This window comes from Burkholderia sp. SIMBA_051, assembly GCF_046534915.1.
Lineage (GTDB): Bacteria > Pseudomonadota > Gammaproteobacteria > Burkholderiales > Burkholderiaceae > Burkholderia > Burkholderia ambifaria.
In genome coordinates this window covers 51,124-75,305 of record NZ_JAWRXS010000011.1, presented here as the reverse complement: position 1 = coordinate 75,305, position 24,182 = coordinate 51,124, and the positions used below count along the sequence as shown (strand labels likewise).

Sequence of the window (24,182 nt, the reverse complement as noted above, 5' to 3'; positions counted from 1 at the left end):
GTCAGACGAAGAAGGGGGTTGCCCGCCGCCCCGCCGCGACAGCCTTTGCCAAAGTTTTCTTGTAGAGCTGATAACGCTTGAGTAGCATTTTCTACATGAATGCGCTCACGACATGGTCGCTCCTCATCCTGACGCTTCCGACGCAGAACGCGACGGCGCGCATGCGGTTCTGGCGTTCCCTGAAGGCGAAGGGCTGCGCGGTGTTGCGCGACGGCATCTATCTGCTCCCGCACTCGGACGAGCATGAAGCGGCACTGCGCGAGCTCGCGGACGCGATTGCCGAGAGCGGCGGCACCGCCCACCTGTTGCGCGCGCCGAGTCTCGACGCGGCGCAGGACCTGGAATTCCGGACGCTCTTCGATCGAGGCGACGACTACACCGCCTTCATTCAGACCCTCGCGGAAGCCCGCAAGACCTTCGCCGGACAGTCCGCCACGGAACTCACGCGCTTGCTGCGGCGCGTGCGCAAGGACTTCGACATGATCCGCGCAATCGATTACTTCCCGAACGATGCAGCAACCCGCGCCGAAGTCGCGCTGCAGGATTTCGTTGCGCTGGTCGATACCGTGCTGTCGCCGGGCGAGCCGCACGCTGCCGAGCGCCCCGTCCGCCTGCTGGCAATAGGCGAGTACCAGGGACGAACCTGGGCGACGCGTCAGCGCATGTGGGTCGATCGTGTCGCCAGCGCGTGGCTGATCCGCCGCTTCATCGACACCCGCGCGCGCTTCATCTGGCTCGCGTCGCCGGCGGATTGCCCCGCCGACGCGCTGGGCTTCGATTTCGACGGCGCCGCATTCACCCATGTCGGCGAGCGCGTCACGTTCGAGGTGCTGCTCGCGAGTTTCGGGCTCGACACGAATGCGGCACTCGTGCGGCTCGGCGAGATCGTGCATGCGCTCGACGTCGGCGGCCCCGCGGCGCCCGAAGCGATCGGCTTCGAGGCCGTGATGGCCGGCACGCACCAGCGCGCGGAGAACGACGACCAGTTGCTCGAGCACATGGGCGCCGTGCTCGACGCGCTGTACGCGCATTTTTCATCGACCGGAAAGAACGGGAACGGAGCCAGGTCATGACCACCGCCATCGCCGCGACCGAACCGACCTACTCGCTCGGCGAGCTGGTTGCCTACATGCTGCGTCTCGGGACGTTCGGTTTCGGCGGGCCGGTCGCGCTCGCGGGCTACATGCGTCGCGACCTGGTCGAGCGTCGCGGCTGGATCACCGAAGCCGACTACAAGGAAGGGCTCACGCTGGCCCAGCTTGCGCCAGGGCCGATGGCCGCGCAGCTCGCGATCTATCTCGGGTTCGTCCACTATCGCCTCCGTGGCGCGACGCTCGTCGGATTCGCATTCGTGCTGCCGTCGTTCCTGATGGTGCTCGCGCTCGGATTCGCGTACGCGCACTTCGGCGGGCTGTCGTGGATGCAGGCGGTTTTCTATGGCGTCGGCGCCGCGGTGGTCGGCATCATCGCGATGAGCGCGTACAAGCTGACGACCAAAACCGTCGGCAACGACAAGTTGCTGTGGGCGATCTTCCTGACGCTCACTGTCGTCACGTTCGTCACCGAATCGGAAATCGCGTGGCTCTTCATCGCTGCCGGGTTGATCGGCTGGCTGTGGCGCGCGCCACCGAAGTGGCTGCATCGGGGCGGGCTGCATGCGGTAGCCGCCGCCAACCTGCCGGCCGCCAGCGGAATACTGAGCGGCATCGACCTGCCGCAGCTCGTGCAGATCGGCGCGTTCTTCACGAAGGCGGGCGCGTTCGTGTTCGGCTCCGGGCTCGCGATCGTGCCGTTCCTCTACGGCGGCGTCGTCACCGAGCATCACTGGCTGAACGACAGGCAGTTCGTGGATGCCGTCGCGGTCGCGATGATCACGCCCGGGCCGGTCGTGATCACCGTCGGCTTCATCGGGTATCTCGTGGCGGGCTTGCCCGGCGCGTGCGTCGCGGCACTCGGCACGTTCCTGCCTTGCTATCTGTTTACCGTCATTCCCGCGCCGTACATGAAGAAGTACGGGCACCGTCCGGACGTCAAGGCGTTCGTGGACGGGATCACCGCCGCAGCCGTCGGTGCGATCACGGGGTCCGTCCTCGTGATCGCGAAACGCTCGATCATCGACATACCGACCGCACTGGTCGCCGTCGCGACCGTGCTGCTGCTGTGGCGCTTCAGGAAGCTGCAGGAGCCGGTGATCGTCACCGCGGCCGCGCTCTTCGGGCTCGTGGCCTATCCGTTGCTCCATCACTGATTCGCGCTGCGGCGCGGTGAACTCATGCCTCGCTGACCGCCCCGCAACCTTGCGTCCGCTCGTGCATGCCAGCGCGGGAACGGAGGCGAATGAATCTTGCTACATCACCGCGATGAGCGGATTCGACAGGCGAAACCGCCCGCGACGATGCATTCATGACAATCGCGCCGCCGGCGCGAAGGGGGCGATTTGAAACCACGGGTCCAACTGGCGCGCGTCACGCCGGCACTACCGGTCGTCCTCATTCATTTTCGGGACGAGGGGACGCCGCACGTCGGTCATGTAGCCGACACGCTGCGCCAGCTCGGCGCGCAGATCGCCGCACTCAAGGGAACACGGCTTGCGGGCGAGTTCCGTCGGACGGAACGATACCCTGCAAACCGTTACGTGATCCCGAACGATACGCTCACCGTGTCGCAGGCACGCGAACTCGGGGTCCGATCGGTACGGGACCTGTTCGGTGGCGTCGTGCCGTTTCCGTTCGTCGCGACCAAGGTGATTGCCCATCGTCTGGTCGAAGGCGCCCGCGCCAAGCCGCCCGGCTGGTCCGCCGCATTCGCGGAACACGCCGCGGCGCTGACGCTGCCGGGTTACTCCGCGTTCTCGCGCGAGGATGCGTGCGACGCCGCGCAGCGCCTGTGGCAGGACGGCCGCGTGCGGCTCAAGCGGCCCAGCGGAATCGGCGGAACGGGGCAGACGCTCGTGGCCGACATGGCCGAGCTGGAAGCGGAGCTTGACGCGTTCGGCGACGCGGCGTTGCGCACCGGCGGCATCGTCGTCGAGCGCCATCTCGATTCGATCGAGACATTGAGCGTCGGTCAGGTCACGCTGGACGATCTGGTGGCGAGCTATTGGGGCGTTCAGCATCTGACCGTCAACAATAACGGCCATGAAGTGTATGGCGGCACCGACCTCGTCGTCGTCCGCGGCGGCTTCGACGTGCTGGCGCGGCTCGACGTCACGGCCGAGGTCAGTGAGGCGATCGCGAAGGCATGCGCATTCGACGCCGCCGTGCAACGCGACTACGCGGGCTTTTTCGCGTCGCGGCGCAACTACGATGTCGCGTTCGGCACCGATGCACAAGGCGTGCGCCACTGCGGCGTACTGGAGCAATCGTGGCGGATCGGCGGCGCATCGGGCGCGGAAATCGGCGCGTTGCGCATGTTCAGGACGGACCTGGAGGTGGACGCCGTGGCCGCCGCGACGCGCGAGATTTACGGCGACGACCCGGCGATACCGGCCGGCGCGCAGATCGTCTATCACGGTCTCGATGCCCACGCCGGCGCCCTCACCAAGTACTACACGGTCGATCGTCACCCTTTCCGAAGGAGCAGCGAGACATGACAGCGGAGCATTATCGTGTGCGCATCAAGGTCGAGAACGGCTACCTCGACGGTACCGTGCTCGCGCCGAAGACTACTGTGGCGGGCGTTCTGTTCGTGCACGGCTGGGGCGGCAGCCAGGAGCAGTATCTCGAGCGGGCGCGGCAGGCGGCGGCGCTCGGGTGCGTCTGTCTGACGTTCGATCTGACCGGGCATGGACGTACGCTGGAAGAGCAGCAAAACGTGACGCGCGAAACCCATCTTCGCGATTTGCTCGCCGCTTACGACACGCTCGTTGACCACCCGTTGATCGATCGCGATGCCATCGCCGTCGTCGGCAGCAGCTATGGCGGCTATCTCGCGACCATCCTGACCGAATTGCGCCCCGTACGCTGGCTCGGCCTGCGCGTACCGGCGCTCTATCTCGACGACGGCTGGAATACGCCGAAGCGGGCGCTGCACGTCGAGCACGATCTCGTCGCGTATCGCAAACGCATCGTGCCGGCGTCCGACAATCGCGCACTGCGCGCGGCGTCCCGCTTTCGCGGCGACGTGTTGCTCGTCGAATCGGAGCACGATCAGATCGTGCCGCACACGGCGATCGCCAGCTATCTGCAGGCATGCCTGTCCGCGCATTCGCTGACGTACCGGATTCTCGAAGGCGCCGATCACGGGCTGTCGGACGCTGCCAGCCAGAGTGCGTACACCGCCCTCGTCGAGAAGTGGCTCGTCGAAATGATCACGGGTCAGCGCGCGGGTGCGCGCGGATCCGCCGCGCCCGGCCCGGCGGACGCATAGCGCGCCTGTCGGCCGCGGCGAGATCAACGCGAAGCGCTTTTCGCCAGCACACCGTGCACGATGCGATCGCACCGTTCCCCGTCGAACGAAAACACGTCGCGCTCGGCCAGATCGATGTCCCGGGCGAGTGACTCGCGCAGCATGCTCCTTGCCCGGAAATGCCGCGAGCGCACCGTCGCCTCGGGTATGCCGAGGCACTCGGCGGTTTCCTCGACGCTGAATTCCTCGACGCAGCGCATCACGAACACGATGCGAAACGCTTCGGGCAACGCATCGAGCTTGCGCTCAAGCAAGGTGCGTAATTCGGTGCGCATCAGCGCCCGGTCCGGCGATTCGTTCTGGTCTGCATCCATGGTTTCCCGCTCGAAGTCGGCGATGGTCGATAGCCCGACCATCGGCGCGATCGTGTCGCGCCGCGCGCCGCGGCGCTGACGCGTCAAGCACTCGTTGAGCACGAGTCGCGACAGCCACGTCGATAGCGACGCGTCGCCACGAAAACGCGGAATTGCGCGGAATGCCGCGAGGTAAGCCTCCTGCAGTGCATCCTCGGCTTCGGCATCGTCGCGCAACGTCACCCGTGCAAGCCGGTAAAGCCGCCGGTTGTAGCGACGCATCAGCTGTTCGAACGCAGCGCGCTCGCCGCTCGCGACGCGTGCGGCGAGCGTACGGTCGTCGTCTTCCGCAAGCGGCAGCGGCTTCGCATCGTGCGTCATGGTTTGCGATTCACGGTCAGTGTCGCTTTCATCGTAGGATGAAACGTGCAGATATATGCGTAGCGGCCCGGTGTGTTCGCGACATACGTCCACGAGGCATCGGGTCGGATTTCATGCGAATCGAACAGGCCCGCGGCCGTGGCCGTGTGCGCGACGAGATCCTTGTTGACCCAGACGATCGTGTCGCCGCGCGCGACCGTCACGCTGGGCGGGTTGAAACGCATGCCTTCGATGATGATGCGGTGCGTCGTGGCGGCGGAGACGTCCGCGACCACGAACGCCAGTGCCGCCGCCACGACGATCCGGCACATGGTTCGCCGCCGCGCCGTCGAGCGCGCGGGCTTAGTAGGCCTTCTTCTCACTACCGCCGCCGAGCGTCGATTGCAACGCGCGAGCATGCTCGAGGTGGGCGACGAATGCCGGCCGCACCTTCACGAGCAGCGCCTTCAGTTCGTCGTTTTTCGCCGATGGAATGAGCGTCTTGTCTATCGCATCGATCACCTGTTGATGATAGGTCACCTCATGATCGACATAGGCTTTGTCGAATGCGTGCCCCTTGAGCGCCTTGAGCGCGGCGACGTTGTCATCGCCCTCCTTCTTCAACGCGTCGCTCGTCGGGTTGGTTTCCGGTTTCAGGTTCAGCCGGGTCGCGAGTGCGACCGTCGATTTGTTCACATTGGTGTGATCAGTAACCATCGACGCGGCGAAGTTCTTGACCGGTTTCGTATGCGTCACGTTTTCCGCGAGCTTGCCGGCATCGATGTCGACCTGGTTGGCCGTCACGACGATCGCCGCGATCTGAGGGTCCGTCAGTTTGATTGCTTGCGCGGAGGCGGCGAGCGGCAGCGCGGAAAGGAGGGCCGCCAAGATGGATAGCTTGGGTATGCGTGCCATGTCGATTTCTCCAGTCGAATGGAAACGGGACGCTCATCCATGTCGCTCGACGATGGAGGGCTCTGTGGTGATAGACGTCGTGAGGTTATGTTGCGTTCCGGGGGCTACCCTGATTCACGCACGCGGGGGTGCCCAACGCGGCGGAATGACGGGCGATCGTCATTTGTCTGGACGGCCTCATACGGCGCAGGCTCACAATAACCCCCGAGCCGTTAAATTACTCGCTCACTGGCTTCTCTCATGATTTTTTAGAATTACTTATTGAAGTGTGCTTGTCGCCGGATTCGATTGATCCGCAACGTGCGCTCTATCCGCCCGCGGTTTCCGAAAACATTGCATCAGATCAAAACACCCGCGTCGCAGACGGGACGCGCGCGTGCTGCTTCAAATAGGCGAGCGCATCGTTGATCGTCAGCACGTGCTGCTCTCCGTCCCTCAACCGTAACGACACTTCGCCAGCCAGCGCCTCCTTGCGTCCTGCTATCGCGACGATCGGCGCGGCCAGTTCCCTCGCATCAAAGATCTTGCGCGGCAAGCGCTCGGCACGGAAATCGCGAAGCACCCGACAGCCGATGTCTTCGAAGGCGAACGCCGTGTTGTCGGCAAATTCGCGGTCATCCTTCCCAATATTCACGACGACGATCTGGTCCGGTGCCAACCAAGTGGGCAACCATCCCTCGTAGTGTTCGAGAAGAATCCCGATGAACCGTTCGAGGCTTCCCAGCACTGCATGGTGCAACATGACGGGCGTCGCCTTCGCACCGTCCTCCGCGACATATGACGCACCGAGCCGTTCCGGTAATACGAAATCGAGCTGGATCGTTCCGCACTGCCACTTCCGTCCTTGACGGTCGAGCAGATGAAATTCGAGCTTGGGGCCATAGAACGCCCCTTCTCCTGCCTGGATCGCGAAATCCAGGCCGGCCGCTCGCGCAGCGGATGCGAGCATCGCTTCCGAGCGATCCCAGACCGCATCGTCACCCGCCCGGACCGCCGGCCTCGTCGACAAAGCCACATCGAATTCGCCGAATCCGAAGTCTGCGTAAATCGTCTTCAGCAATACGCAAAATCGTGCGACTTCAATCTCGACCTGATCCGGCATGCAAAGCACATGAGCGTCATCCTGCGTGAACGCACGGGCACGCATGAGGCCATGTAGCGCCCCGGACGGCTCGGCACGATGGACGGCCCCAAATTCGGAATATCGGATCGGGAGATCGCGGTACGACCGACTGCCTTTTTTGAAAATCTGCACATGGCACGGGCAACTCATCGGTTTGAGACAGTACGGGTTGTTGTCACTTTCGAGAGAAAACATGTTTCGCCCGAATTTCTCCCAGTGACCGCTCTGTTCCCAAAGATCGCGCGAGACGATCTGAGGAGTCCGCACTTCAACAAAGCCGGCCTGACGCATCCGGACCCGGATATATTCCTCGACGACCCGATAAAGGACCATGCCGCGCGGATGCCAGAAGATGGCGCCCGGACTTTCATCCTGCTGATGAAACAGATCGAGTTTGTTGCCGAGCACTCGATGATCGAAATCGTCCATCACGTTCTCCGTTGACGTTTGTACCGGTCGAACGGAGCACAAAAAAGCCCCGTCCGTTTCCGGCGGGGCTTGGGGATGGTTTGAGGCACTGACCTACGACGTGCAACCTCCCCCCGGCCCGCCATTGGCGGTCGTGGTGGTGGTCGTGGTAGTCGTAACGAAAAGTGCGTTCATGTGGCTAATCTAGGCAAGCTGTTATCGTCTGTCAATAGAGCGTTCGAATCTTGATTCAGCACCGTCACTTCCGTGATTCATTAAGAATCCTTAAAACAACAATACAAATGAAAGCTACAGAAGGCAGGGAGAGGGGCTCATTGGGCGCGAAGTTGCCCCCGGTCGGTCAAAGACAACATATTGAGACTGTGTGCATGAGCGTTGTATCGGCCGCACGCGACGACACGGCCAGCGCGTCGAGCCAGCCCGCTGCCGGCTTCGGCGAGCGGGAAAACCTGCTAGACCGTGGCACCGCCCGCGACCGCGCCGAGCCGGTGTGATGCCAACAGCAAGCCGCGGAGCGCAGCGGAGCCCGTGACGTCGAGCGCGTAAGTAGCCAATCAATCGAGGTCACTAATACGAGACGTAAGAATGTGATCGGCCCACTGACCATTTATCTTGAGATATGCCCGAGCACGCCCTTCCACTTCGAATCCCAATCGTTCCAATAGTCGAGCACTTCGGGAATTTTCAGGTTTATAGTTCGCCATTATGCGATGAAAACCACATACATCAAAGGTGAATTCAATTGCTTTCGACAAGGCTTCGTACATCAATCCATTACCTTCTTCGTCAGCAGCTACCGAGAATCCTAAATGGCATGCTTGGAATGGCCCGCGAACAATATTGGTGAAACTACACTCCCCGACGAGCGCAGCACCTTCGGAACGACGTATCAATATGTGTAACGCATTACCTTCCTGCATTTGAGTTTCCATTTCACACAGACGCTTCTCAATTTCGACTACTGTGTAAAAATTCTCGGACCTCGACGGATTCCACGATTCGAGATGATGTCGATTCTCGCTGTAGTATCTGAGCAAATCGCTTGCATCATTCCGGCGAGCGCGCGACAGAATCAGGCGCTCGGTTCGAAGAACGTTACTCGGAAAGCATTGAATCGGCATGATGGTTTTCAATTTCATGGCAGACGAGTCCGAGGAAGCAGGCACGTGCATCATCGACTGGCAATCTGGAATAAGCTAACGAAGCGATGCCCTCGAGAGCGAATGCCAGCACGATACCTGAACCTACAAGCATCGATAATTGAACGAAGATTTGATCTAGACGGTTCACTCCGATTCCGGTGCAGGCCAGAGCACCGAGTATGACCCGTAAGCGAAGAAAGTTGAATGATCTTCAGCGCGAAGAATTCAGCCAATTCGGCGATGATACATTCACTCGCGGCGATGATGCGGACATCTGCAACTCACTTTCGGGTTGCTCAAGTCTGTGGTTTTCGATCCCCATCACTCTCATGCCAAGATCCAACGCCGCAAGCCCGTAGGAGGTTACATTCTCCGGAGGCTATAACCCGTCTCTCGTCCGGTACACACGCAGCACGATTTTCAATCACTTGCCGCCAATCGACGTCCGCCACAACTCGTAGCGCTCGTGACCGCTGGCGACCCGTCCCGCGACATGATCACTCAGCGCGCTGGACGTGAAGACCAGATCGCCATTCGGCAGCAGCGCCGGCGTATCCGGCCAATGCACGCCATCGTCGTATGCGATCAACGACATCGACTTCGTGCTCGGTTCGTACTTCACAATGCCGTTATGCGTGACGTCGGTAATGTAGAGCGCGCCCCGCGAATCCGTCACCATTCCGTCCGTATTGCCGCCGACGGCGCCAAGATCACGAATCGCCGCGGCAATCTGCGCATCTGTCGAACCGTGCCGTCTCAGAACGGCGGTCGGAACCGAACGTACGCGTGTCCCCGTCGTCACCGTCCAGTACAGCGTTGTGCCGTCCGGTGACAGCGCGATTCCGTTGATACCGATCAGCAGCGGCTTTCCCGGCCATACTTCAGCGCCATGGGAAACGACCTTCACCCCCGCTTCGACCTGCAAATCCGGATGCCCGTCCAGCACACGCCGTGCGGTACCCGAAGCGAAGTCGGCAACAATCAGGCCCACCTTGTTATCGGGCGCACTGCGCGAGCCACTGTCGGAAACATAGGCAACGCGCAGGCGTTCGTCGACCACGATGTCATTGAGGAAACTGCCGGCACGATCGGCCACGCCGTCGAGGCCGATGCGCTTCACGATTCGTCCCGACTTCAGATCGAGCACGACGATTTTCTGAGCGCCCGCGGGTGCTTCGGATTCGCCGGCAACGAACCCCATGTCGAGCGCCCATAACCAATCGTTTGTGCGGTCGACGTAAAAGCCCAGCACGTTGCGCAAATGCTCGGCAGGCGCGGTCGATATGGCATTGCCTTCCATCGACGGAAATGGCGTCAGCCGCGCCGGGCCGGTCGTCGATCGCGTATCCAGCCTGCTGAGCGTCGCCGGCGTCGATGCCGCGACGAAGCGCGGCGTACTCACGTATGCGGCGCCGCGTGCATCGAAATGAAGCCCGGCAATCGGTGCATTGACCGAGCCTGCGAACGGAGCGGGATCCCCATCGCCTTTCGGAGTCTCCCAACTTACTCCGGCATAGCTTCGCCAGCGCTCGAGCCGGGTATCGGCCGCCGCAGTCGCTGCAGTCGCGCAACTGATGAAGGCAAAGGCGAACGCAATTGCCGTAACTCGATTCAAGCGCTTGAACATGATGAGGATTTCAGTGAGTCGGATGGGGTTATGCGATTTGGCGCAGATGCAGCAACTGGAAGTTTTCGATCCACCGACCGGCGCTCCCGCGGAATGCGTCCATCAGCGGGCTACGCATGTGCTGCTCCCAGGATGCACGGTCAACCCACTGTTCGAAGAAGACCACCGTCCCGGGCTGCTCCAGCGATTCATGCAGTTCATAGCTGAGACAGCCGGGCTGATGGCGCGCCATTTCGACAAGCTCCCGCTGCGCTTGCACCAGCACCGCCTCACAACCTTGCTTCGCTTCGACGAGCGCGACGATGACATGGGCGGACATATCGACGCTCCCGTTCAGAGAATCGACCGGAAGGTGCCGCCTTCGACGCGCACCGCCGCGCCGTTGGACGCCGCGCCCAACGGACTGGCCAGCAACGCCACCATGGCGGCGATCTCGTCGGCTTCGATCATGCGGGCGATCAGCGAGCTCGGGCGATAGGTCTCGAAGAAGTGCGATTCGATTTCCGCATCGCTCATGCCGGGTCGCGGCGCGGTCTGCCGCAAATACGCGACGATGCCTTCGGAACGCGTGGCGGACGGCAGCACGCTGTTGACGGTCACGCCCGTGCCCTTCGTCAGTTCGGCCATGCCGCGCGAAACCGCGAGCTGTGCCGATTTGCTGACGCCGTAGTGCACCATGTCCGGCGGCGTAAACGCGCCGACCTCGCTGGACATGAAGATCACACGCCCCCAGTTCTTCGCAAGCATGCGAGGGAAGTAATGGCGCGACAGCCGCACCCCCGACATCACGTTGACGTCGATCATTCGCAGCCAGTCGTCATCGGTGATCTCCGCGAACGGCTTGGCTTCGTAGTAGCCGAGATTGTTCACGAGAATATCCGTATCCGGCTGCGCGTCGATCAGTTCGGCAACGCCTCGCGTGCCACTCACGTCGGCAACGATTCCGCGTACGCTGCCTTCCGGGACTGCCGCGGTAATTTGAGCGACGGCTTCGTCGAGTTTGTCGCGGTGACGCCCCGTGATCGTGACCGACACGCCCTCGCCGACCAACGTTCGTGCGATAGCCATGCCGATGCCGGCGGTAGCACCCGTGACGATCGCGGTTTTGCCTTGCAGTTGCAGATCCATGTGTTCGTTCTCCTTTGCATCATCGAAGAACCGGCGATGCCGGTCCATTGCGTGGCATTACTTCAGCCGCTTGAGCATTTCGCCGGCGACGTCGAGTGCGGACGCCGGGTTCTGACCTGTGATCAATTCGCGGTCGGTCACCATGTGAGCGGTAAAGGGCACCTCGTTGCTGCTGTAAATTCCACCGGCGCGTTGCAATGCCGTCTGCGGATAGAACTTCATCGCGCCGCCGCCGAGCAGTGCTTTCGCCTGCTCTTCTTCCGCGTTGCTGATCACCGTCATTCGGTAGCCGGCATAGATCCATTTCGGCGCGCCATCGCCGGCCTTCCCGGCAGCGAGTTGCCGTGTAAAGCCCTGTGCATCGGGCAGCGTCGACAGCAGCGCAATCGGCCCATGACAAACGAGCGCCGTGGTCTTGCCGCGCGCATGGAAATCGGCCAGCAGCCTGCCCACCGCGGGGCTAGTCAGAAGATCCTGCATCGGCGCATGGCCGCCGGGGACATAAACGGCATCGAAGTGGCCGTAACCGATCTGCTCGACCCGCGACAGACTGATCACGGGTGAGTGCGCACGCGATGTGATCTGCAGCTTGTCGAGCAAAGCCCGGTAGTCGCGCATCGCCTTTTCGTCGCCGTTGAAGTACATCTTGTCGGCAGACGTGGCATCCATCGTCGGCGCCTTGCCCTCGGGCGTGGCGAAGGTCACCTGATGGCCTGCATCAAGCAGGGCCTTCACGGGCTGCATCAGTTCGTTCAGGTAGAAGCCCGTCGCGAACACTTTGCCGTCCTTCAGATCGAGGTGATCGGAATCCGACAACACCACCAGCACGTTGGCGGCGTGAGCGCTGTACGCGGCAATGCCGAGCATCGCGGCTACGGCGAGCTTGCGCATCGAATACATGGTTTTCTCCATCGGGGAATGTCAGGCCTGTTCGGATCGGTTCAGCAACAGGTAGCGAATCGCCGCGCCCACACCGGCAGCCGACTGCGGGTTCTGGCCGGTCACGAGACGCCCGTCGACCACGACCTTCGCCGTCCAGCTCGGTGCCGGATGGTGATGCGCACCTCGCTGCGTCAACGTGCTCGCAAGCAGGAACGGCACGACGTGGTCGAGCTGGACCGCGCGTTCCTCTTCATCCGTGAATGCGCTCAGGTTCTTGCCGGCGACCAGGTAAGTACCGTCGCCCAGCGTCACATCGACCAGCGCCGCGGGGCCGTGACATACCGCTCCGACCACGCCGCCAGCCTCGTAGACCGCGCGCGTCACCTGTTGCACGTCGGCATTGCCCGGAAAATCCCACATCGCACCGTGGCCGCCCGCAAAGAAGACAGCGGCGTATTTCGACGCGTCGACATCGCCCAGTCGCTGCGTGTGGCGCAGCGCGTCGCGGAAAGCACTGTCATTCCAATAGCGCGTGTTGACTTCATCCGTCAGGTCGAGACCATCGACGGGCGGCTCGCCGCCCTGAATCGACGCGAATTCGACCGCGATGCCCGCCGCGTCGAGTTCGGCAAGCGGATGCGTCACTTCGCCGAGGTAAAAGCCGGTCGGCTCGCCGGTCGCGCCTTTCGTCGCGTGGCTCGTGAGGACGAACAGCACGGTGAGGCCCTGCCGGTCGCGAGGGTCACGATTCATGGTTTGCTCCTTGATTTCAGTGAGTGACCGGACGACGCAGTCACGATGCGCTCACTTTATTTGGCCCGCTCAAGGAGATAAACTGGCTTAAAAGTAAATCTTCTGTTCTTTGGAGGACAAGATGGCGCGAAGATTCGACCATCTCGGTGACGTGGAAGCATTCGTCACGGTGATCGAAAAAGGCTCGATGACAGCGGGCGCGGTGGCGCTGGGCAGCACACCGTCCGTTCTCAGCCGTGCCATTACCCGTCTGGAGACGCGGCTGGGCGTGCAATTGCTGCGCCGTTCGACTCGACGGCTGAGCCTGACGGAACAAGGCAGGCTCTATCTGGAGCAATCGCGTGCGGCGTTCTTGCTGATCGACGACGCCGAGCGTGCGATTCAGGGGCACGGCGGCACGTTAACCGGCCATGTCCGCATCAGCGTACCGACGACGTACGGACACTATCGTCTGCCGCCGCTGCTGCGGCAGTTCACGCAGCAGCACCCGGAGGTTCGCGTGGAGCTGAACATCGCGAACCGGAACGTGGATCTGGTGGCCGAAGGGTTCGACCTGGCGATCCGGCTAGGTGAATTGCCGGACAGCGGCCTGGTCGCACGCAAGCTCGAGGACGCGGCGTTGTGCCTTGTCGCGGCGCCGGAGTACGTGGCGCGCGCAGGCATGCCGGAGAACGTGGCGGATCTGGCGCACCATCTGTGTTTGCCTTTCATGCTGCCCAGCAGCGGTCGTATCGCGCCGTGGGTGTTCCGCGACGGCGGGCAGGACATCGATTGGCTCCCGCCGTCGAACGTCGCGGTCTCCGACGATGTGTTGGGGGTTGTCTCGATGGCGCAGAGCGGCGCCGGCATCTGCCAGACCTATGACTTCATTGTTCAGGATCGCTTGCGGGCCGGGAGTCTCGTCGAAGTGCTGCCTCATCTTCGTGGGCGCACACGGGCGTTTTCGGTGATCTATGCGCCGCATCGTCGGTTGTCTGCGGCGTCGCGGGCTTTGATCGACTTGATTGTTGCGTCTACTGCCGATCATTGAAGGGAAAACAGAAGGGTTGGGGACCCAAAGATTTCCGCGCCGTTGCCTTCATGACGCGTCTTCTCGCATCGCTTGCCAACCAAGCTTGCTTACATGGCAAGCCGGATTCGCTGCGCGATGATGCAGGCAGCGCAAATGGTTCGGCCGGGATTCATGGGTATCTGAAGCCTTGGATATTTGCAAGCAGTGCGAATAAATCACACTTGAGGCAGCGTGGGTCATGGACGGTCTGGAGCCGAATGATAAAAGAAGAGAACGATAGTCGGCCCCGCAGGGAACATCAGTTGTCGGCGCCCTTGTATTCCATTCGATGCCAATCGCTGGAGGAACTCCGAGTTGGCCTCGGCCGGCCGTGCCCACACGAGAACGTCTTGGTACGCACCGGAGATCGCTCTGCTTGTTCGCTACGTCGCGATCGCAAGGCAGTGTCGCTGCCAGGGAACACCGCCACGGATTATGTCGGCAAGCCAGGCAACCCACAAAAAATGTAGATAAACTACATCGCGCCTGTCCAGCCTCACCCCAACACCTCCAAGGTAGATTTACATAATCGCCGGAAATTCCCCCATATTCCGCCCTTGACCAGCCACGCCATCAGCGGTTAATGTTGAAAAACTACATGATTTAGCCGGCCATTCTGTTACGGGCACTGGCTTGCTTTTTCGTGGCTTCGCTTCCGCTGAGAGCAGGACAATAATTTCTTACAAAAAGAAAGGAGTGCGAATATGTTCGTCAGGAACCTGAGAGACGTCGAAAAGGATGGCCTGCTTGTCGAATGGGGCTCCGGCACAAGCCATCGCTTGTTGACGGAAAAGGACGGCATGGGCTACGGCGTGTGCCATACGGTGGTGCGTGCGGGTACAGAATCGCTCCTGCAATACCGCAACCATCTCGAAGCCTGCTATTGCATTGCAGGCGAAGGCGAGGTCGAGGACATGAACGGTAACGTCTTTCCGATCCGCCCGGGCACCATCTACGTGCTCGATCGACACGACCAGCATTACCTGCGCGGCGGTAAAGACGGGGATCTGGTGCTTGTCAGCGTCTTCAATCCCCCGCTCAAGGGACACGAACGGCATAACCTGGGGTCTGCAGAAGCGTCCGCTTACTGACGCTCGATACGCTCATTCCGGGGAGGCCGGGGTACCAGGCCTCCCGGCAACGTCCGCAGGAGCGCGCATGCATCGCGTGCTCCGCGCAAAAGAAAGGTGACTGTTCGTGCGCGCCCAGCATCAAGCCTTTTTCCATTCGCTTTTCCTTGCCCGCCTCGCCGACCAGATTCTGTTGTTTCTCGTGCCGCTGGTCATCTTTCAGATGACAGGACGCGTGTCCTGGTCGGGCATCGCGTTTTCGCTCGAAACACTGCCGAGATACCTGTGCTTCCCGTTTCTAGGTGCGCTTTGCGACCGGTATTCGCCCACGAAACTGATGCGCGTCAGTCAGGTTCTCCGCGCGGCAGTATGCGTCGCGGGCGTCGTCGCCTACGACCTCGTCGGCGGTATCGGATGGCTGATCGCGCTGTCCGCGTTGTGCGGCATGCTGACGAGTCAGGGCATCGTTGCGCGCGAGGTGATGCTGCCGCAGATATTCAGCAGCCATCGTTTCGAAAAAGTGTTGTCGTATTCGCAATTGGCCGACCAGCTTGGTCTGGTGCTCGGCCCCATGCTCGCGGCGATCCTGCTGTCGTGGTGGCGCTGGGAATTCGTCGTGGTGGCCGCGGCCGTGCTGTTTGTCACAGCCGACGTCGCGCTCGCCTATTGGCAAAAGGCCAGCGCATTCGAATTCGTGATGCCGGAAGGCACGCACGGCACCTGGTTCACGCCGATCAAGACGGCCTTGTCTCACGTCATCCGTCTTCCTGGCCTCAAGTCCGTCATCATGTTGGCTGCCGCGGAGAACCTCGTGATCGGCGTCACGCTCGCGACATCCGCCGCGATGGTCACCGGCTTTCATCACGAAAGCGGACGCTATTACGCAGGACTGCAAACGGCAGGCGCGTGCGTGACGATCGCGATTCTGTTGACGACGGCGAGGTTGCATGTCCCGAGGCGCGTCCTCGGCCTCGTCGGCTTCGGGTCGATCTGTATCGGCGGCGTTATCGCGGCAGCCAGCCCGGGAATTGCGGGGTACGTTTTCGGCTTCCTCCTGATCGTCGGATTCGACAAGATGTTCAACGTGTACATCCGGAGCACGCGGCAGAAGATCATCCCCGCACGCGACTACGGCAAGACGACGGGAGTCGTCATCCTCCTCAACAACATGACACAGCCGCTCGCGGGCGTCGCGGTAGGCGCGTTCTCGACGCGTTTCGGACCAGACACGGTGATCATGGTGCTGTCCGTGTGCATGGGTTGCCTCGGGTTGCTGGTCTCGCTCGCGCCCCGCATTCGAAAAGGCCACAGCCCCTCGTCGGCCTCGGTGTCCTCACATGAAGGCTGATGCCATGATCGAACGATTCCCGCAATACTTCGAGCGCAGCGCGAGCAGTCGGCGAGACAAAGTCGCGCTGGTGGTCGACGGACGTTCGGCAACCTACGGCGAATTGCTGGACGTGATGTTGACGATAGCCGATACGCTTCACCGTCTCGGCATTCCCGCCGGCGCGCGCGTCGCGATCTATTCGGAGATGTCCGTGCATGCGGTGGCGGCCGCATTCGGCATCCTGAAGGCCGGATGCGTACTGGCATGCATCAGGCATACGATCGACACCGCCGCACTGGAGCAGCAGATCGCGGATTGCGGCGCCAGCGCGCTCGTGGCATCGCGATCGACCTCGCCCCGCATCGCGTCCCGTCATCGCGCGGTCACGATCGACGCGACCCGCGGCGACCTGTCGGAATATGTCGTCTGCTTCGCGGCCGACGGCGCATCCGAAGCGGGCAATCCCTCCATGGATGACGCAGCAACGATCTTCTACACATCCGGCTCGACGGGCGATTCGAAGGGCGTGCTCGTCACGCACCGGATCATGATTGCCGCGTTCCGCTCGGTCTCCGGCTATCTCGCCAATAGCGAACGCGACATCGTGCTCAGTTTCTCCCCGGGCTTGAGCTCGGACTACGGCTTTTACAACACGGTCATGCCGCTGCTGTTCGGGGGCCGTGCCGTGGTCGAGACGGCGTTGCCCGCTTCGGCCGCCGCCATCGTCGACATCATCGAGCGACACGGCGTAACCGGCCTGCACGTCTTTCCGCCGGCGCTTTTCCGTCTGTGCGAATCGGGCGACCTGCCTGCCTCGAGACTGCAATCGCTGCGGTATGTCTCGACCAGCGGACAGGCGTTTCCCGGCAAGTACATTCGCCTGCTCAGGCGTGCGCTACCGGCTGTCCTGATCTACTGCAACTACGGTTCGACCGAGTGCAAACGCATCGCCTACCTGCCGCCCGCCGAACTCGACCGACGTATCGGCTCGGTCGGCAAAGCCATTCCGGGCATCAGAACCTACCTCGTCGGCAACGACAATGCACTCGTGGTCCGGCCCTGGGAGGTCGGTGAACTGGCGGTAGCCGGCGATCTGCTGATGGAGAAATACTGGGGGCGCGAAAGCGATACCGCCCGCGTCATTCGCGAAGGATGTTTCGGTGAATCGCGCGTGTTCATGACCGGTGATCTGTTCGCGATGGACGAGGACGGATTCCTGTTCTTTCAATGCAGGAAGGGCGACCTGTTCGATCGAGACGGCGTGCCGGTGAATCCGCGCACCGTCGAGCGGGTATTGCTCGACCACGAATCCGTTGCGGAAGCGCTCGTCGTACCGGTTTCCCGGTCAGACGGCGCACGCGTCCCCAAAGCCTACGTCGTTCCGGCCGCGACATCCGCGGCCAATGCAATCGAGCTGCTCGATCATTGTCGCCGCCATCTGGATTCCGCCGCGGTTCCGGCAAGCATCGACTTCCTGCGGGCGCTGCCAAGAACGTTCGGCGGCAAGGTGTCCGCCCAGGGTTTGAACTGATACCACATGCGAAGAGGTCAACCATGACGTCAAGCGGAATCGAGGACGGCGCGGAGCAATACCTGGAAAGCGCGCCGATGATCCGGATGGCAAGTTATTTTCACAGCCTTGCGACGGGCGCGACGCAGGTGCCGAAGCAATCGGTCGCGAGCCGCATCCGCCATTTGCTGCGCGATCCGGACGTGCTTGCGTATCACGACCTGATGGTCGCCGAAGCCGGGCCGCTGTTCACGCATTTTCTTGCCAGCGTGCCGGCCATACTGGAGGAAATGTCGCGCGTCGGCGTCGCGCTCACGCGGTATTCCGAACGTCGCAGGCAGCGCGCGGATCAGCACTTCGAGTTTTACGAAGTCGATGCCTTCGACGGCACCAACGGCAGAACGCTGGCAAAACGATCGAATGGCCTGATCCGCACTTTCACGAACTCGCCCAATCCGGCCAACGAAACGGCGTTCAACCAGTTCGCCAATCACGACTTCTCGACGTTCCACCCGCAGGCATTCGCCCACGTCACCCCTCGGCTGTTCCGGGAGCATGCGCGCCTCGACCGCTTCTCCGGCACGTTCGACTACATCTACGAGACTGCCGCATTTCAGTTCTATGGCGTGGATCGCGCGGATCAGATTCGTCATGTCGCGCGTCTGCTCAAGCCGAACGGATTGATCTTCTTCCTCGAGAAGCTCAACTGCGATTCGCTCGACGAGTACGACAAGCGCGAGAGCGTCAAGGACGAACTGCACAAGAGTCGTTACTTCAGCCGCGAGGAAATCGACTGGAAGCGCAACCAGATGCTTTCGCAGATGCAAAACGGACAGGTGACGTTCGATACGCTCGTCGCGTCGATCCACGAGCAGTTCGAACATGTCTATCTGCTCTGGAACGGGACGAATTTTCACGAGTTCGTCGCCTCCAACGACGCACGATCGATCGAGGAATTCGTCTCGCTGCTGGGCGAACCCTGCATCGAGCCCGTGTTCTGCTTCGATCACCCCGTACCGCGCAGAGTGGCCGGGCCGCGAGGAGACGCGACGTGATGCAGCTGCATGATGACCTCCCGTCAATGGATACGATCCGGTCATGCGTGGACGGGCTCGAACTCGAGCGCACACAGATCGGCCGACGCATCGAACAACTGCTCCCGCGCTGGCAGGCTCGCGCACAGGCGGCCGATCAGTTCGCGCGCCTGTCGCCCGAGACAATGGCCGAACTGCACGACGCCGGGCTCCTCCACCTGCTGACACCGCGCCGCTACGGCGGATTGCAACAGGACTTTCCGACACTCGTCGAAGCTGCGCGGCTCGCAGCCACCGCGTGCGCGTCCACGGCGTGGATGTTAAGTGTCGTCGGCGGACATGTGACGACTGCGGCGCGCCTGCCCGCCGCCTGTCAGGACATCATCTTCGCGAACGGGCCGCGACAGCTGTTCGCGACGGCCACGGTTCAGAACGGCACGTTCGTCAGGGACGGCGGCGGATTCCGGTTGAACGGCATCTGGCGCTACAGCTCGGGCATCGATCACGCAACCTGGGTGATCGTCTCGGCACGACTCAGCGGGACGGACGCACCGGAGGCCCAGGAGATCTTCAAGGTCGTGGTTCGACGCGAAGACGTCCGTGCGCTCGACACATGGCACGTATCCGGCATGCGCGCGACAGGTTCCAGGGATATTGCATTCGACAATCTGTACGTATCGGACGAGTGGATCTTCGCTCGTTCGAACTATTTTGGCCCGCATCCCGCCGGCGCCGACCTGCATCCCGACGCGTATCTGTACGACGTGGCGCTCATCCCGTACAGCACGACGTGGATCATCGGACCGATTCTAGGCTGCGCACAGGGCGCGTACCGGCACTGCATCGATACGCTCCGCAGCCGCGGTAGAAGCTGCGACGCGATGCTTTGCGGGCACATCGCGAAAAGCGACGCGGAGCTCACCTGCGCGGGTCGTCTCTACGACGCGCTGATCCGCACCTTGCACACGGCCGGCATCGCGCGGCGCGCGGTGTCGCCCGCCGAGACGGTCCGCATCAGGCGTGATCGCGCATTCATCGCGCAGCTTTGCGTCGACGCGATCCGACGACTGATCGGCAGCATGGGCACCGCCGTGGCATTCGACGCCCATCCTGCACAACGTCACTGGCGCGACCTGCAGGTCATGGCATCGCACATCGACGTCGGCTGGGACGCGGCGGCTGTTGCGTATGGCGGCCACGCGATCGCGCATTCGACGGGCACCTCCCGCGATTCCCCGCCGGTGTATCAATGAATACCGCGGCGCCGGACGACGAAACGGAGACGATCGACATGAACCGGGACGCGATATTCCGCGGAATTGCCGATGCGCTGGGACTCGCCGTAGACGAGGACTTCGGTGCGGCCGGGCGGTACGCTCCGCTCATGCGCTGTGACAACCAGATCTTCGTCAGTGGACAAATTCCGAAGCTTAACGGTGAAATCACCGTTCGCGGTTTGATCGGATCGGAAGTGTCGGTGGACAGTGGTCGGCGCGGCGCGATGATCTGTGCCGCACGCTGCATCGCGCTCCTACAACGATCACTCGGCACCCTCGATCGGGTCCGGGCAGTTCCGCGCATCGGCGTCTACATGCAGAGCGACCCTGCATTCGAAGAACACAGTGCCGTCGCCGATGGCGCATCGGAGGTGGTGTATTCCGTGTTCGGCGAAGCCGGCGTACACGCCAGAACGTCACTCAGCGCATTCCGGCTGCCTCGATACGCTGCGGTCGAAGTGGATCTGGTTGCATTCGTCTGGCAGGATTCTGCTGAAGGCGGCCTCACGGCGAGAGGTAAGGCGCAGACGTAAAATTCCAAAAATTGCGCCGGTTAAAGCGGATTATTCCAAGGCGTTTTCATCATCAATTCAAAGACAACTTATTGAGACCGCGGACATCGATTCTGAGAACCAATAACTCCTTCGACCACCGCCGCGCACCCCTCCCCCTCCCCCCGTACCGGCATCCGTCAACAAAACTGTACCGGTACTGTACAGAAAACCGTCGCTAAACTGACTCCATACCAGCCTCGAACCCCAACGGAGAATCCGCGATGGAATTCCTCACCCTGAGCGCGTTGCCCGCCGGCATGCTGTTCGCGCTCGTCACGTCGATCACGCCCGGCCCCAACAACACGATGCTGCTCGCCTCCGGCGTCAACTTCGGTTTCCGCCGCACGATGCCGCACCTGTTCGGCATCAGCATCGGCGTCGCGATCCTGATGCTGTGCGTCGGCTTCGGTCTCGGCGAAGCGTTCCGCCGCATGCCCGTCCTGTATACGATCCTCGAAATCGCGAGCGTCGCCTACCTGCTGTACCTCGCATGGCGGATCGGCACGTCCGGCGAGGTGAAGGCGCAAGGCGCGAAGCCGCGCCCGATGACGCTCCTCGAAGCCGCCGCGTTCCAGTGGGTCAATCCGAAGGCGTGGATGATGGTGCTGACCGCCGCGACGACGATCCGCCTGTCCGCCGACTACGGGATGAACGCCGCGTGGATGGCCGTCGTGTTCATCCTGATCGGCTTTCCGTGCATCTGCCTGTGGGCCGCGTTCGGCCTCGGCCTGCGCCGCTTCCTGTCGAACCGCCGCGCGTTGCGCATCTTCAACGTGACGATGGCCGTGCTGCTGATCCTGTCGCTGTATCCGCTCATCGCACATTTGCTGCCGCAGTAAACCCGCACCAGCGCACCCGTTGAGCTTCCCGTCATGCAGGCGTACCCTTTTGGTACGGGCGCGTGCAACCGCTTCGGCGGTTGCGCCGCCACTGCATGGAGATTGCCGTGAAGCCAATGCTGAAAGCCGGCGAGCACATCGAGGGCATGCACTGGATTGCCGAATACCATCCGCTGACGCACGAGATCCGCGTGCTGCGCGAAGACATCGAGATCGGCGTCTACTGCGCGCCGCCGACGATGTTCGGTGAAGAGGAAGACATGGGCGCCGCGAACCTCGCCGATCATCGCAGCCGGGAGGCCGCGCTGCGCGCGTATCTGCGCAATTTCGTCAAGGAACACGACGCGGAGGAGTAACGGCGCCGCGGCCGTGAAATCAACGGGCCGCTGACGCGGCCCGGTCTGCTGTTACGCGTGGGCCGTCTTCCGACCCACCGCGACCCACGCGGAGCCGGCGCATCGCCCCGGCCCCGATTGCGCTCAATGCCCGAGCGATTCGATCTTGCCGCCCGGCTGCGTGACGCCATGCGGCCGCGCCATCTGCTTGATCAGCAACGCGAGGCATGCGAGCAGGCCCGCGACCGCGATCGTCCCGAACACGCCCGCGAACGAAAAGTGCCGGCGCGTCAGCTCCGCCACGAGGAACGATCCGGCGATCCCGCCGAAGCGGCCGACACCGAGCATCCATGCCACGCCGGTGCCGCGCCCTTCGGTCGGGTAGAACGCGGCGGCGAGCGCCGGCATCGACGATTGCGCGGTGTTCATCAGCACGCCGGCGATGAACACGACCAGCACGAGCAGCCCCACATTCCCCGCCGCCTGCCCGATCGCATACACGCTGATCGCGGTCAGCGCGTAGCACACGGCGATCACACGGTTCGCGTTGAAGCGGTCCATCAGCACGCCGCACAGCACCGCGCCGACACCGCCGAGCGGGAACAGCGCGGAGATCAGGGTCGCGCTCTTCGGCGTGAGGCCGGCGTCCTTCAGCAGGATCGGCATCCAGTTGATCGACGCGTAGAAGATCACGAGGCCCATGAAGTACGCGAGCCACAGCATCACCGAACCGACGATGTACGAGCGCGACAGCACGACGCCGAGTCCCTTGCTGCCCGTCTGCGGCGCGGTTTCGGTCATCACGAACGAGCCGGCGTTCAGCGCGTCGCGCGAAATCCGTGAGAGCGTCGTGCGGATTCGGTCGACGCTCCGGCCGTGCGCGACCATGAAGCGCACCGATTCCGGCATCTTCAGCAGCAACAGCACGCCGAGCAGCAGCGGCGTCACGCCGCCGAGCACCAGTACGCTGCGCCAGCCGAAATGTGGAATCATCCACGCGGCGAGGAAGCCGCCGAACGCCGCGCCGAGCGGGAAGCCGCAAAACATCAGGTTGATCACGGTCGCACGGCGCTTGTCGGGGCAGAACTCGCCCATCATCGTGACCGCGTTCGGCATCGCGGCGCCGAGCCCGACGCCGGTGATGAAACGCAGGATCGTCAGGTGCCCGATCGTGTTCGAGAACGCAGACATCAGGCATGCGACGCCGAACAGGAATACCGAGCCGAGCAGCAGCGAGCGGCGCCCGAGACGGTCGGACAACGGGCCCGACACGAGCGCGCCGCAGGCGAGGCCGAACAGCGCGGCGCTCAGCACGGGCGCGAGATCGGGTTTGGTGAGGTTCCATTCGCCGAGCAGCGACGGCGCGATGAAGCCGATCGCGGCCGTATCGAAGCCGTCGAGCAGCACGATCACGAAACACATCAGGAATACGAGCCACTGAAAGCCGCCGAACGGCTGCTCGTTGATGAAGGTCTGGACATCGACCACGGTTGTGCGATTCATCGCTAGTCTCCTTGTCGGCCGAAACTGACGCTTAAGCGGTCGCTTCGGTCCCATCCAACATTGATATATGCAACAAGCGCGGCCTCGTGGCCGCGCCTTGCCTTCGTTCACGCACCGATTCGCCGCCGGCGCGCTTGTCGATCGTCACGGCTCGCCAGCATCGGCAGGCCGTGCGACCGGATCACTGCCGGCTTCGCCTAGGCGGCCCCGCCTAGGCGGCCCCACCTAGGCGGCCCCATCCTGTTCCTTGAAGATCTTGTCCGCGAGATGGAACGCGGAGTTCGCGGCCGGCACGCCGCAGTAGATCGCGGTCTGCAGCAGCACTTCCTTGATCTCGTCGCGCGTCACGCCGTTGTTGCGCGCGGCGCGCAGGTGCAGCGCGAGTTCCTCGCCGCGGTTCAGTGCGACCATCATCGCGATGGTCAGCAGGCTGCGCGTATGGCGCGGCAGGCCGTCGCGCGTCCAGATCTCGCCCCACGCATAGCGCGTGATCAGGTTCTGGAATTCGTCGGTCACCTCGGTGCGGTTCTCGATCGAACGGTCGACGTGCGCGTCGCCGAGCACCGCGCGGCGCACCTTCATCCCTGCTTCATAACGTTGCTGGTCGTCCATCGTCAGTG

26 protein-coding genes are annotated in these 24,182 nt (G+C 62.5%); 14 read left to right on the top strand and 12 right to left on the bottom strand.

The genetic code is table 11. From position 1 onward, the window contains the following. Window positions 1–95 precede the first annotated feature (95 nt). The 4 genes from SB771_RS25435 (at window position 96) to SB771_RS25420 (ending at window position 4,368) form a co-directional block, all read left to right on the top strand. Window positions 96–1,073, top strand: a complete 978-nt coding sequence (locus SB771_RS25435) for a chromate resistance protein ChrB domain-containing protein (RefSeq protein WP_175660149.1) — start codon at window positions 96–98, stop codon at window positions 1,071–1,073. Beyond that, window positions 1,070–2,248 (top strand): chromate transporter, encoded by a 1,179-nt coding sequence (locus SB771_RS25430; RefSeq protein WP_175659880.1) that lies wholly within the window; start codon window positions 1,070–1,072, stop codon window positions 2,246–2,248. Before SB771_RS25435 ends, SB771_RS25430 begins: the two co-directional genes overlap by 4 nt. A gap of 189 nt (window positions 2,249–2,437) precedes the next feature. Then, window positions 2,438–3,592 (top strand): DUF3182 family protein, encoded by a 1,155-nt coding sequence (locus SB771_RS25425; protein WP_175659881.1) that lies wholly within the window; start codon window positions 2,438–2,440, stop codon window positions 3,590–3,592. Continuing rightward, window positions 3,589–4,368, top strand: a complete 780-nt coding sequence (locus SB771_RS25420) for an alpha/beta hydrolase family protein (RefSeq protein ID WP_175659882.1) — start codon at window positions 3,589–3,591, stop codon at window positions 4,366–4,368. The genes SB771_RS25425 and SB771_RS25420 overlap by 4 nt, the downstream gene beginning before the upstream one ends. Before the next feature lie 23 nt (window positions 4,369–4,391). On the opposite strand, the gene SB771_RS25415 is transcribed toward SB771_RS25420, so the two are convergent. From SB771_RS25415 to thrS, 4 genes are all read right to left on the bottom strand, one after another. After that, complete coding sequence (locus SB771_RS25415; protein WP_175659883.1) at window positions 4,392–5,081, bottom strand: RNA polymerase sigma factor; 690 nt, start codon at window positions 5,079–5,081, stop codon at window positions 4,392–4,394. After that, the gene (locus tag SB771_RS25410; protein WP_175659884.1) at window positions 5,078–5,392 is read right to left on the bottom strand and encodes a cupredoxin family copper-binding protein; all 315 of its coding nucleotides are present in this window, start codon (window positions 5,390–5,392) and stop codon (window positions 5,078–5,080) included. The genes SB771_RS25415 and SB771_RS25410 overlap by 4 nt, the downstream gene beginning before the upstream one ends. Before the next feature lie 31 nt (window positions 5,393–5,423). After that, complete coding sequence (locus tag SB771_RS25405; protein WP_175659885.1) at window positions 5,424–5,975, bottom strand: DUF4142 domain-containing protein; 552 nt, start codon at window positions 5,973–5,975, stop codon at window positions 5,424–5,426. Between the two features lie 343 nt (window positions 5,976–6,318). Continuing rightward, a complete protein-coding gene (gene thrS, locus SB771_RS25400) occupies window positions 6,319–7,527 on the bottom strand; it encodes a threonine--tRNA ligase (protein WP_175659886.1) in 1,209 nt (402 codons plus the stop codon). Between the two features lie 368 nt (window positions 7,528–7,895). Between thrS and SB771_RS25395 the strand changes: the two genes are divergently transcribed. After that, window positions 7,896–8,021, top strand: a complete 126-nt coding sequence (locus tag SB771_RS25395) for a hypothetical protein (RefSeq protein ID WP_279607307.1) — start codon at window positions 7,896–7,898, stop codon at window positions 8,019–8,021. Between the two features lie 60 nt (window positions 8,022–8,081). On the opposite strand, the gene SB771_RS25390 is transcribed toward SB771_RS25395, so the two are convergent. The 6 genes from SB771_RS25390 to SB771_RS25365 all read right to left on the bottom strand — a co-directional run bounded on the left by SB771_RS25390 (window position 8,082) and on the right by SB771_RS25365 (window position 13,059). Then, complete coding sequence (locus tag SB771_RS25390; protein ID WP_244096755.1) at window positions 8,082–8,666, bottom strand: GNAT family N-acetyltransferase; 585 nt, start codon at window positions 8,664–8,666, stop codon at window positions 8,082–8,084. 427 nt (window positions 8,667–9,093) lie between these two features. After that, the gene (locus SB771_RS25385) at window positions 9,094–10,296 is read right to left on the bottom strand and encodes an L-dopachrome tautomerase-related protein (protein WP_175659887.1); all 1,203 of its coding nucleotides are present in this window, start codon (window positions 10,294–10,296) and stop codon (window positions 9,094–9,096) included. A 28-nt stretch (window positions 10,297–10,324) separates the two neighbouring features. After that, a complete protein-coding gene (locus SB771_RS25380) occupies window positions 10,325–10,615 on the bottom strand; it encodes a putative quinol monooxygenase (protein ID WP_175659888.1) in 291 nt (96 codons plus the stop codon). Window positions 10,616–10,629: 14 nt separating this feature from the next. Beyond that, window positions 10,630–11,424 (bottom strand): SDR family NAD(P)-dependent oxidoreductase, encoded by a 795-nt coding sequence (locus SB771_RS25375; protein ID WP_011659967.1) that lies wholly within the window; start codon window positions 11,422–11,424, stop codon window positions 10,630–10,632. 57 nt (window positions 11,425–11,481) lie between these two features. Next, a complete protein-coding gene (locus SB771_RS25370) occupies window positions 11,482–12,324 on the bottom strand; it encodes a type 1 glutamine amidotransferase domain-containing protein (RefSeq protein WP_105833719.1) in 843 nt (280 codons plus the stop codon). A 21-nt stretch (window positions 12,325–12,345) separates the two neighbouring features. Then, window positions 12,346–13,059: a type 1 glutamine amidotransferase domain-containing protein gene (locus tag SB771_RS25365; protein WP_175659889.1), complete on the bottom strand. Its 714-nt coding sequence runs from the start codon at window positions 13,057–13,059 to the stop codon at window positions 12,346–12,348. A 121-nt stretch (window positions 13,060–13,180) separates the two neighbouring features. On the opposite strand from SB771_RS25365, the gene SB771_RS25360 reads away from it, so the two are divergent. From SB771_RS25360 to SB771_RS25320, 9 genes are all read left to right on the top strand, one after another. Beyond that, window positions 13,181–14,089, top strand: a complete 909-nt coding sequence (locus SB771_RS25360) for a LysR family transcriptional regulator (RefSeq protein ID WP_175659890.1) — start codon at window positions 13,181–13,183, stop codon at window positions 14,087–14,089. A 725-nt stretch (window positions 14,090–14,814) separates the two neighbouring features. Further along, window positions 14,815–15,201: an ectoine synthase gene (locus SB771_RS25355; RefSeq protein WP_072438009.1), complete on the top strand. Its 387-nt coding sequence runs from the start codon at window positions 14,815–14,817 to the stop codon at window positions 15,199–15,201. A 106-nt stretch (window positions 15,202–15,307) separates the two neighbouring features. Further along, a complete protein-coding gene (locus tag SB771_RS25350; protein ID WP_175659891.1) occupies window positions 15,308–16,528 on the top strand; it encodes an MFS transporter in 1,221 nt (406 codons plus the stop codon). Continuing rightward, window positions 16,518–18,041, top strand: coding sequence for a class I adenylate-forming enzyme family protein (locus SB771_RS25345; protein WP_208446588.1), 1,524 nt, complete (start codon window positions 16,518–16,520; stop codon window positions 18,039–18,041). The genes SB771_RS25350 and SB771_RS25345 overlap by 11 nt, the downstream gene beginning before the upstream one ends. Beyond that, window positions 17,936–19,075 (top strand): class I SAM-dependent methyltransferase, encoded by a 1,140-nt coding sequence (locus tag SB771_RS25340; RefSeq protein ID WP_244096756.1) that lies wholly within the window; start codon window positions 17,936–17,938, stop codon window positions 19,073–19,075. Before SB771_RS25345 ends, SB771_RS25340 begins: the two co-directional genes overlap by 106 nt. After that, window positions 19,075–20,307, top strand: a complete 1,233-nt coding sequence (locus SB771_RS25335; protein WP_175660151.1) for an acyl-CoA dehydrogenase family protein — start codon at window positions 19,075–19,077, stop codon at window positions 20,305–20,307. The genes SB771_RS25340 and SB771_RS25335 overlap by 1 nt, the downstream gene beginning before the upstream one ends. Beyond that, window positions 20,304–20,864, top strand: coding sequence for a RidA family protein (locus tag SB771_RS25330; protein WP_175659892.1), 561 nt, complete (start codon window positions 20,304–20,306; stop codon window positions 20,862–20,864). Before SB771_RS25335 ends, SB771_RS25330 begins: the two co-directional genes overlap by 4 nt. Before the next feature lie 242 nt (window positions 20,865–21,106). Further along, entirely contained in the window at window positions 21,107–21,724 is a 618-nt protein-coding gene (locus tag SB771_RS25325) for a LysE family translocator (protein ID WP_011659957.1), read from the top strand. 107 nt (window positions 21,725–21,831) lie between these two features. After that, window positions 21,832–22,080 carry a hypothetical protein gene (locus SB771_RS25320; protein ID WP_041490118.1) on the top strand — a complete coding sequence of 83 codons (249 nt, stop codon included), beginning with the start codon at window positions 21,832–21,834 and terminating at the stop codon, window positions 22,078–22,080. A 123-nt stretch (window positions 22,081–22,203) separates the two neighbouring features. Here SB771_RS25320 and SB771_RS25315 read toward each other — a convergent pair whose 3' ends face one another. Beyond that, window positions 22,204–23,562 carry an MFS transporter gene (locus SB771_RS25315; protein WP_175659893.1) on the bottom strand — a complete coding sequence of 453 codons (1,359 nt, stop codon included), beginning with the start codon at window positions 23,560–23,562 and terminating at the stop codon, window positions 22,204–22,206. A gap of 225 nt (window positions 23,563–23,787) precedes the next feature. After that, window positions 23,788–24,174: a 4-carboxymuconolactone decarboxylase gene (pcaC, locus tag SB771_RS25310; protein ID WP_006749282.1), complete on the bottom strand. Its 387-nt coding sequence runs from the start codon at window positions 24,172–24,174 to the stop codon at window positions 23,788–23,790. Between the last annotated feature and the right edge of the window lie 8 nt (window positions 24,175–24,182).

Bases quoted from the DNA above. Each gene is read 5' to 3' on its own strand.
- SB771_RS25435 (WP_175660149.1), top strand. From the start codon at position 96: ATGAATGCGCTCACGACATGGTCGCTCCTCATCCTGACGCTTCCGACG.
- SB771_RS25430 (WP_175659880.1), top strand. From the start codon at position 1,070: ATGACCACCGCCATCGCCGCGACCGAACCGACCTACTCGCTCGGCGAG.
- SB771_RS25420 (WP_175659882.1), top strand. From the start codon at position 3,589: ATGACAGCGGAGCATTATCGTGTGCGCATCAAGGTCGAGAACGGCTAC.
- SB771_RS25415 (WP_175659883.1), bottom strand. From the start codon at position 5,081: ATGACGCACGATGCGAAGCCGCTGCCGCTTGCGGAAGACGACGACCGT.
- SB771_RS25410 (WP_175659884.1), bottom strand. From the start codon at position 5,392: ATGTGCCGGATCGTCGTGGCGGCGGCACTGGCGTTCGTGGTCGCGGAC.
- SB771_RS25405 (WP_175659885.1), bottom strand. From the start codon at position 5,975: ATGGCACGCATACCCAAGCTATCCATCTTGGCGGCCCTCCTTTCCGCG.
- thrS (WP_175659886.1), bottom strand. From the start codon at position 7,527: ATGGACGATTTCGATCATCGAGTGCTCGGCAACAAACTCGATCTGTTT.
- SB771_RS25395 (WP_279607307.1), top strand. From the start codon at position 7,896: ATGAGCGTTGTATCGGCCGCACGCGACGACACGGCCAGCGCGTCGAGC.
- SB771_RS25390 (WP_244096755.1), bottom strand. From the start codon at position 8,666: ATGAAATTGAAAACCATCATGCCGATTCAATGCTTTCCGAGTAACGTT.
- SB771_RS25385 (WP_175659887.1), bottom strand. From the start codon at position 10,296: ATGTTCAAGCGCTTGAATCGAGTTACGGCAATTGCGTTCGCCTTTGCC.
- SB771_RS25380 (WP_175659888.1), bottom strand. From the start codon at position 10,615: ATGTCCGCCCATGTCATCGTCGCGCTCGTCGAAGCGAAGCAAGGTTGT.
- SB771_RS25375 (WP_011659967.1), bottom strand. From the start codon at position 11,424: ATGGATCTGCAACTGCAAGGCAAAACCGCGATCGTCACGGGTGCTACC.
- SB771_RS25370 (WP_105833719.1), bottom strand. From the start codon at position 12,324: ATGTATTCGATGCGCAAGCTCGCCGTAGCCGCGATGCTCGGCATTGCC.
- SB771_RS25365 (WP_175659889.1), bottom strand. From the start codon at position 13,059: ATGAATCGTGACCCTCGCGACCGGCAGGGCCTCACCGTGCTGTTCGTC.
- SB771_RS25360 (WP_175659890.1), top strand. From the start codon at position 13,181: ATGGCGCGAAGATTCGACCATCTCGGTGACGTGGAAGCATTCGTCACG.
- SB771_RS25355 (WP_072438009.1), top strand. From the start codon at position 14,815: ATGTTCGTCAGGAACCTGAGAGACGTCGAAAAGGATGGCCTGCTTGTC.
- SB771_RS25345 (WP_208446588.1), top strand. From the start codon at position 16,518: ATGAAGGCTGATGCCATGATCGAACGATTCCCGCAATACTTCGAGCGC.
- SB771_RS25335 (WP_175660151.1), top strand. From the start codon at position 19,075: ATGCAGCTGCATGATGACCTCCCGTCAATGGATACGATCCGGTCATGC.
- SB771_RS25330 (WP_175659892.1), top strand. From the start codon at position 20,304: ATGAATACCGCGGCGCCGGACGACGAAACGGAGACGATCGACATGAAC.
- SB771_RS25325 (WP_011659957.1), top strand. From the start codon at position 21,107: ATGGAATTCCTCACCCTGAGCGCGTTGCCCGCCGGCATGCTGTTCGCG.
- SB771_RS25315 (WP_175659893.1), bottom strand. From the start codon at position 23,562: ATGAATCGCACAACCGTGGTCGATGTCCAGACCTTCATCAACGAGCAG.
- pcaC (WP_006749282.1), bottom strand. From the start codon at position 24,174: ATGGACGACCAGCAACGTTATGAAGCAGGGATGAAGGTGCGCCGCGCG.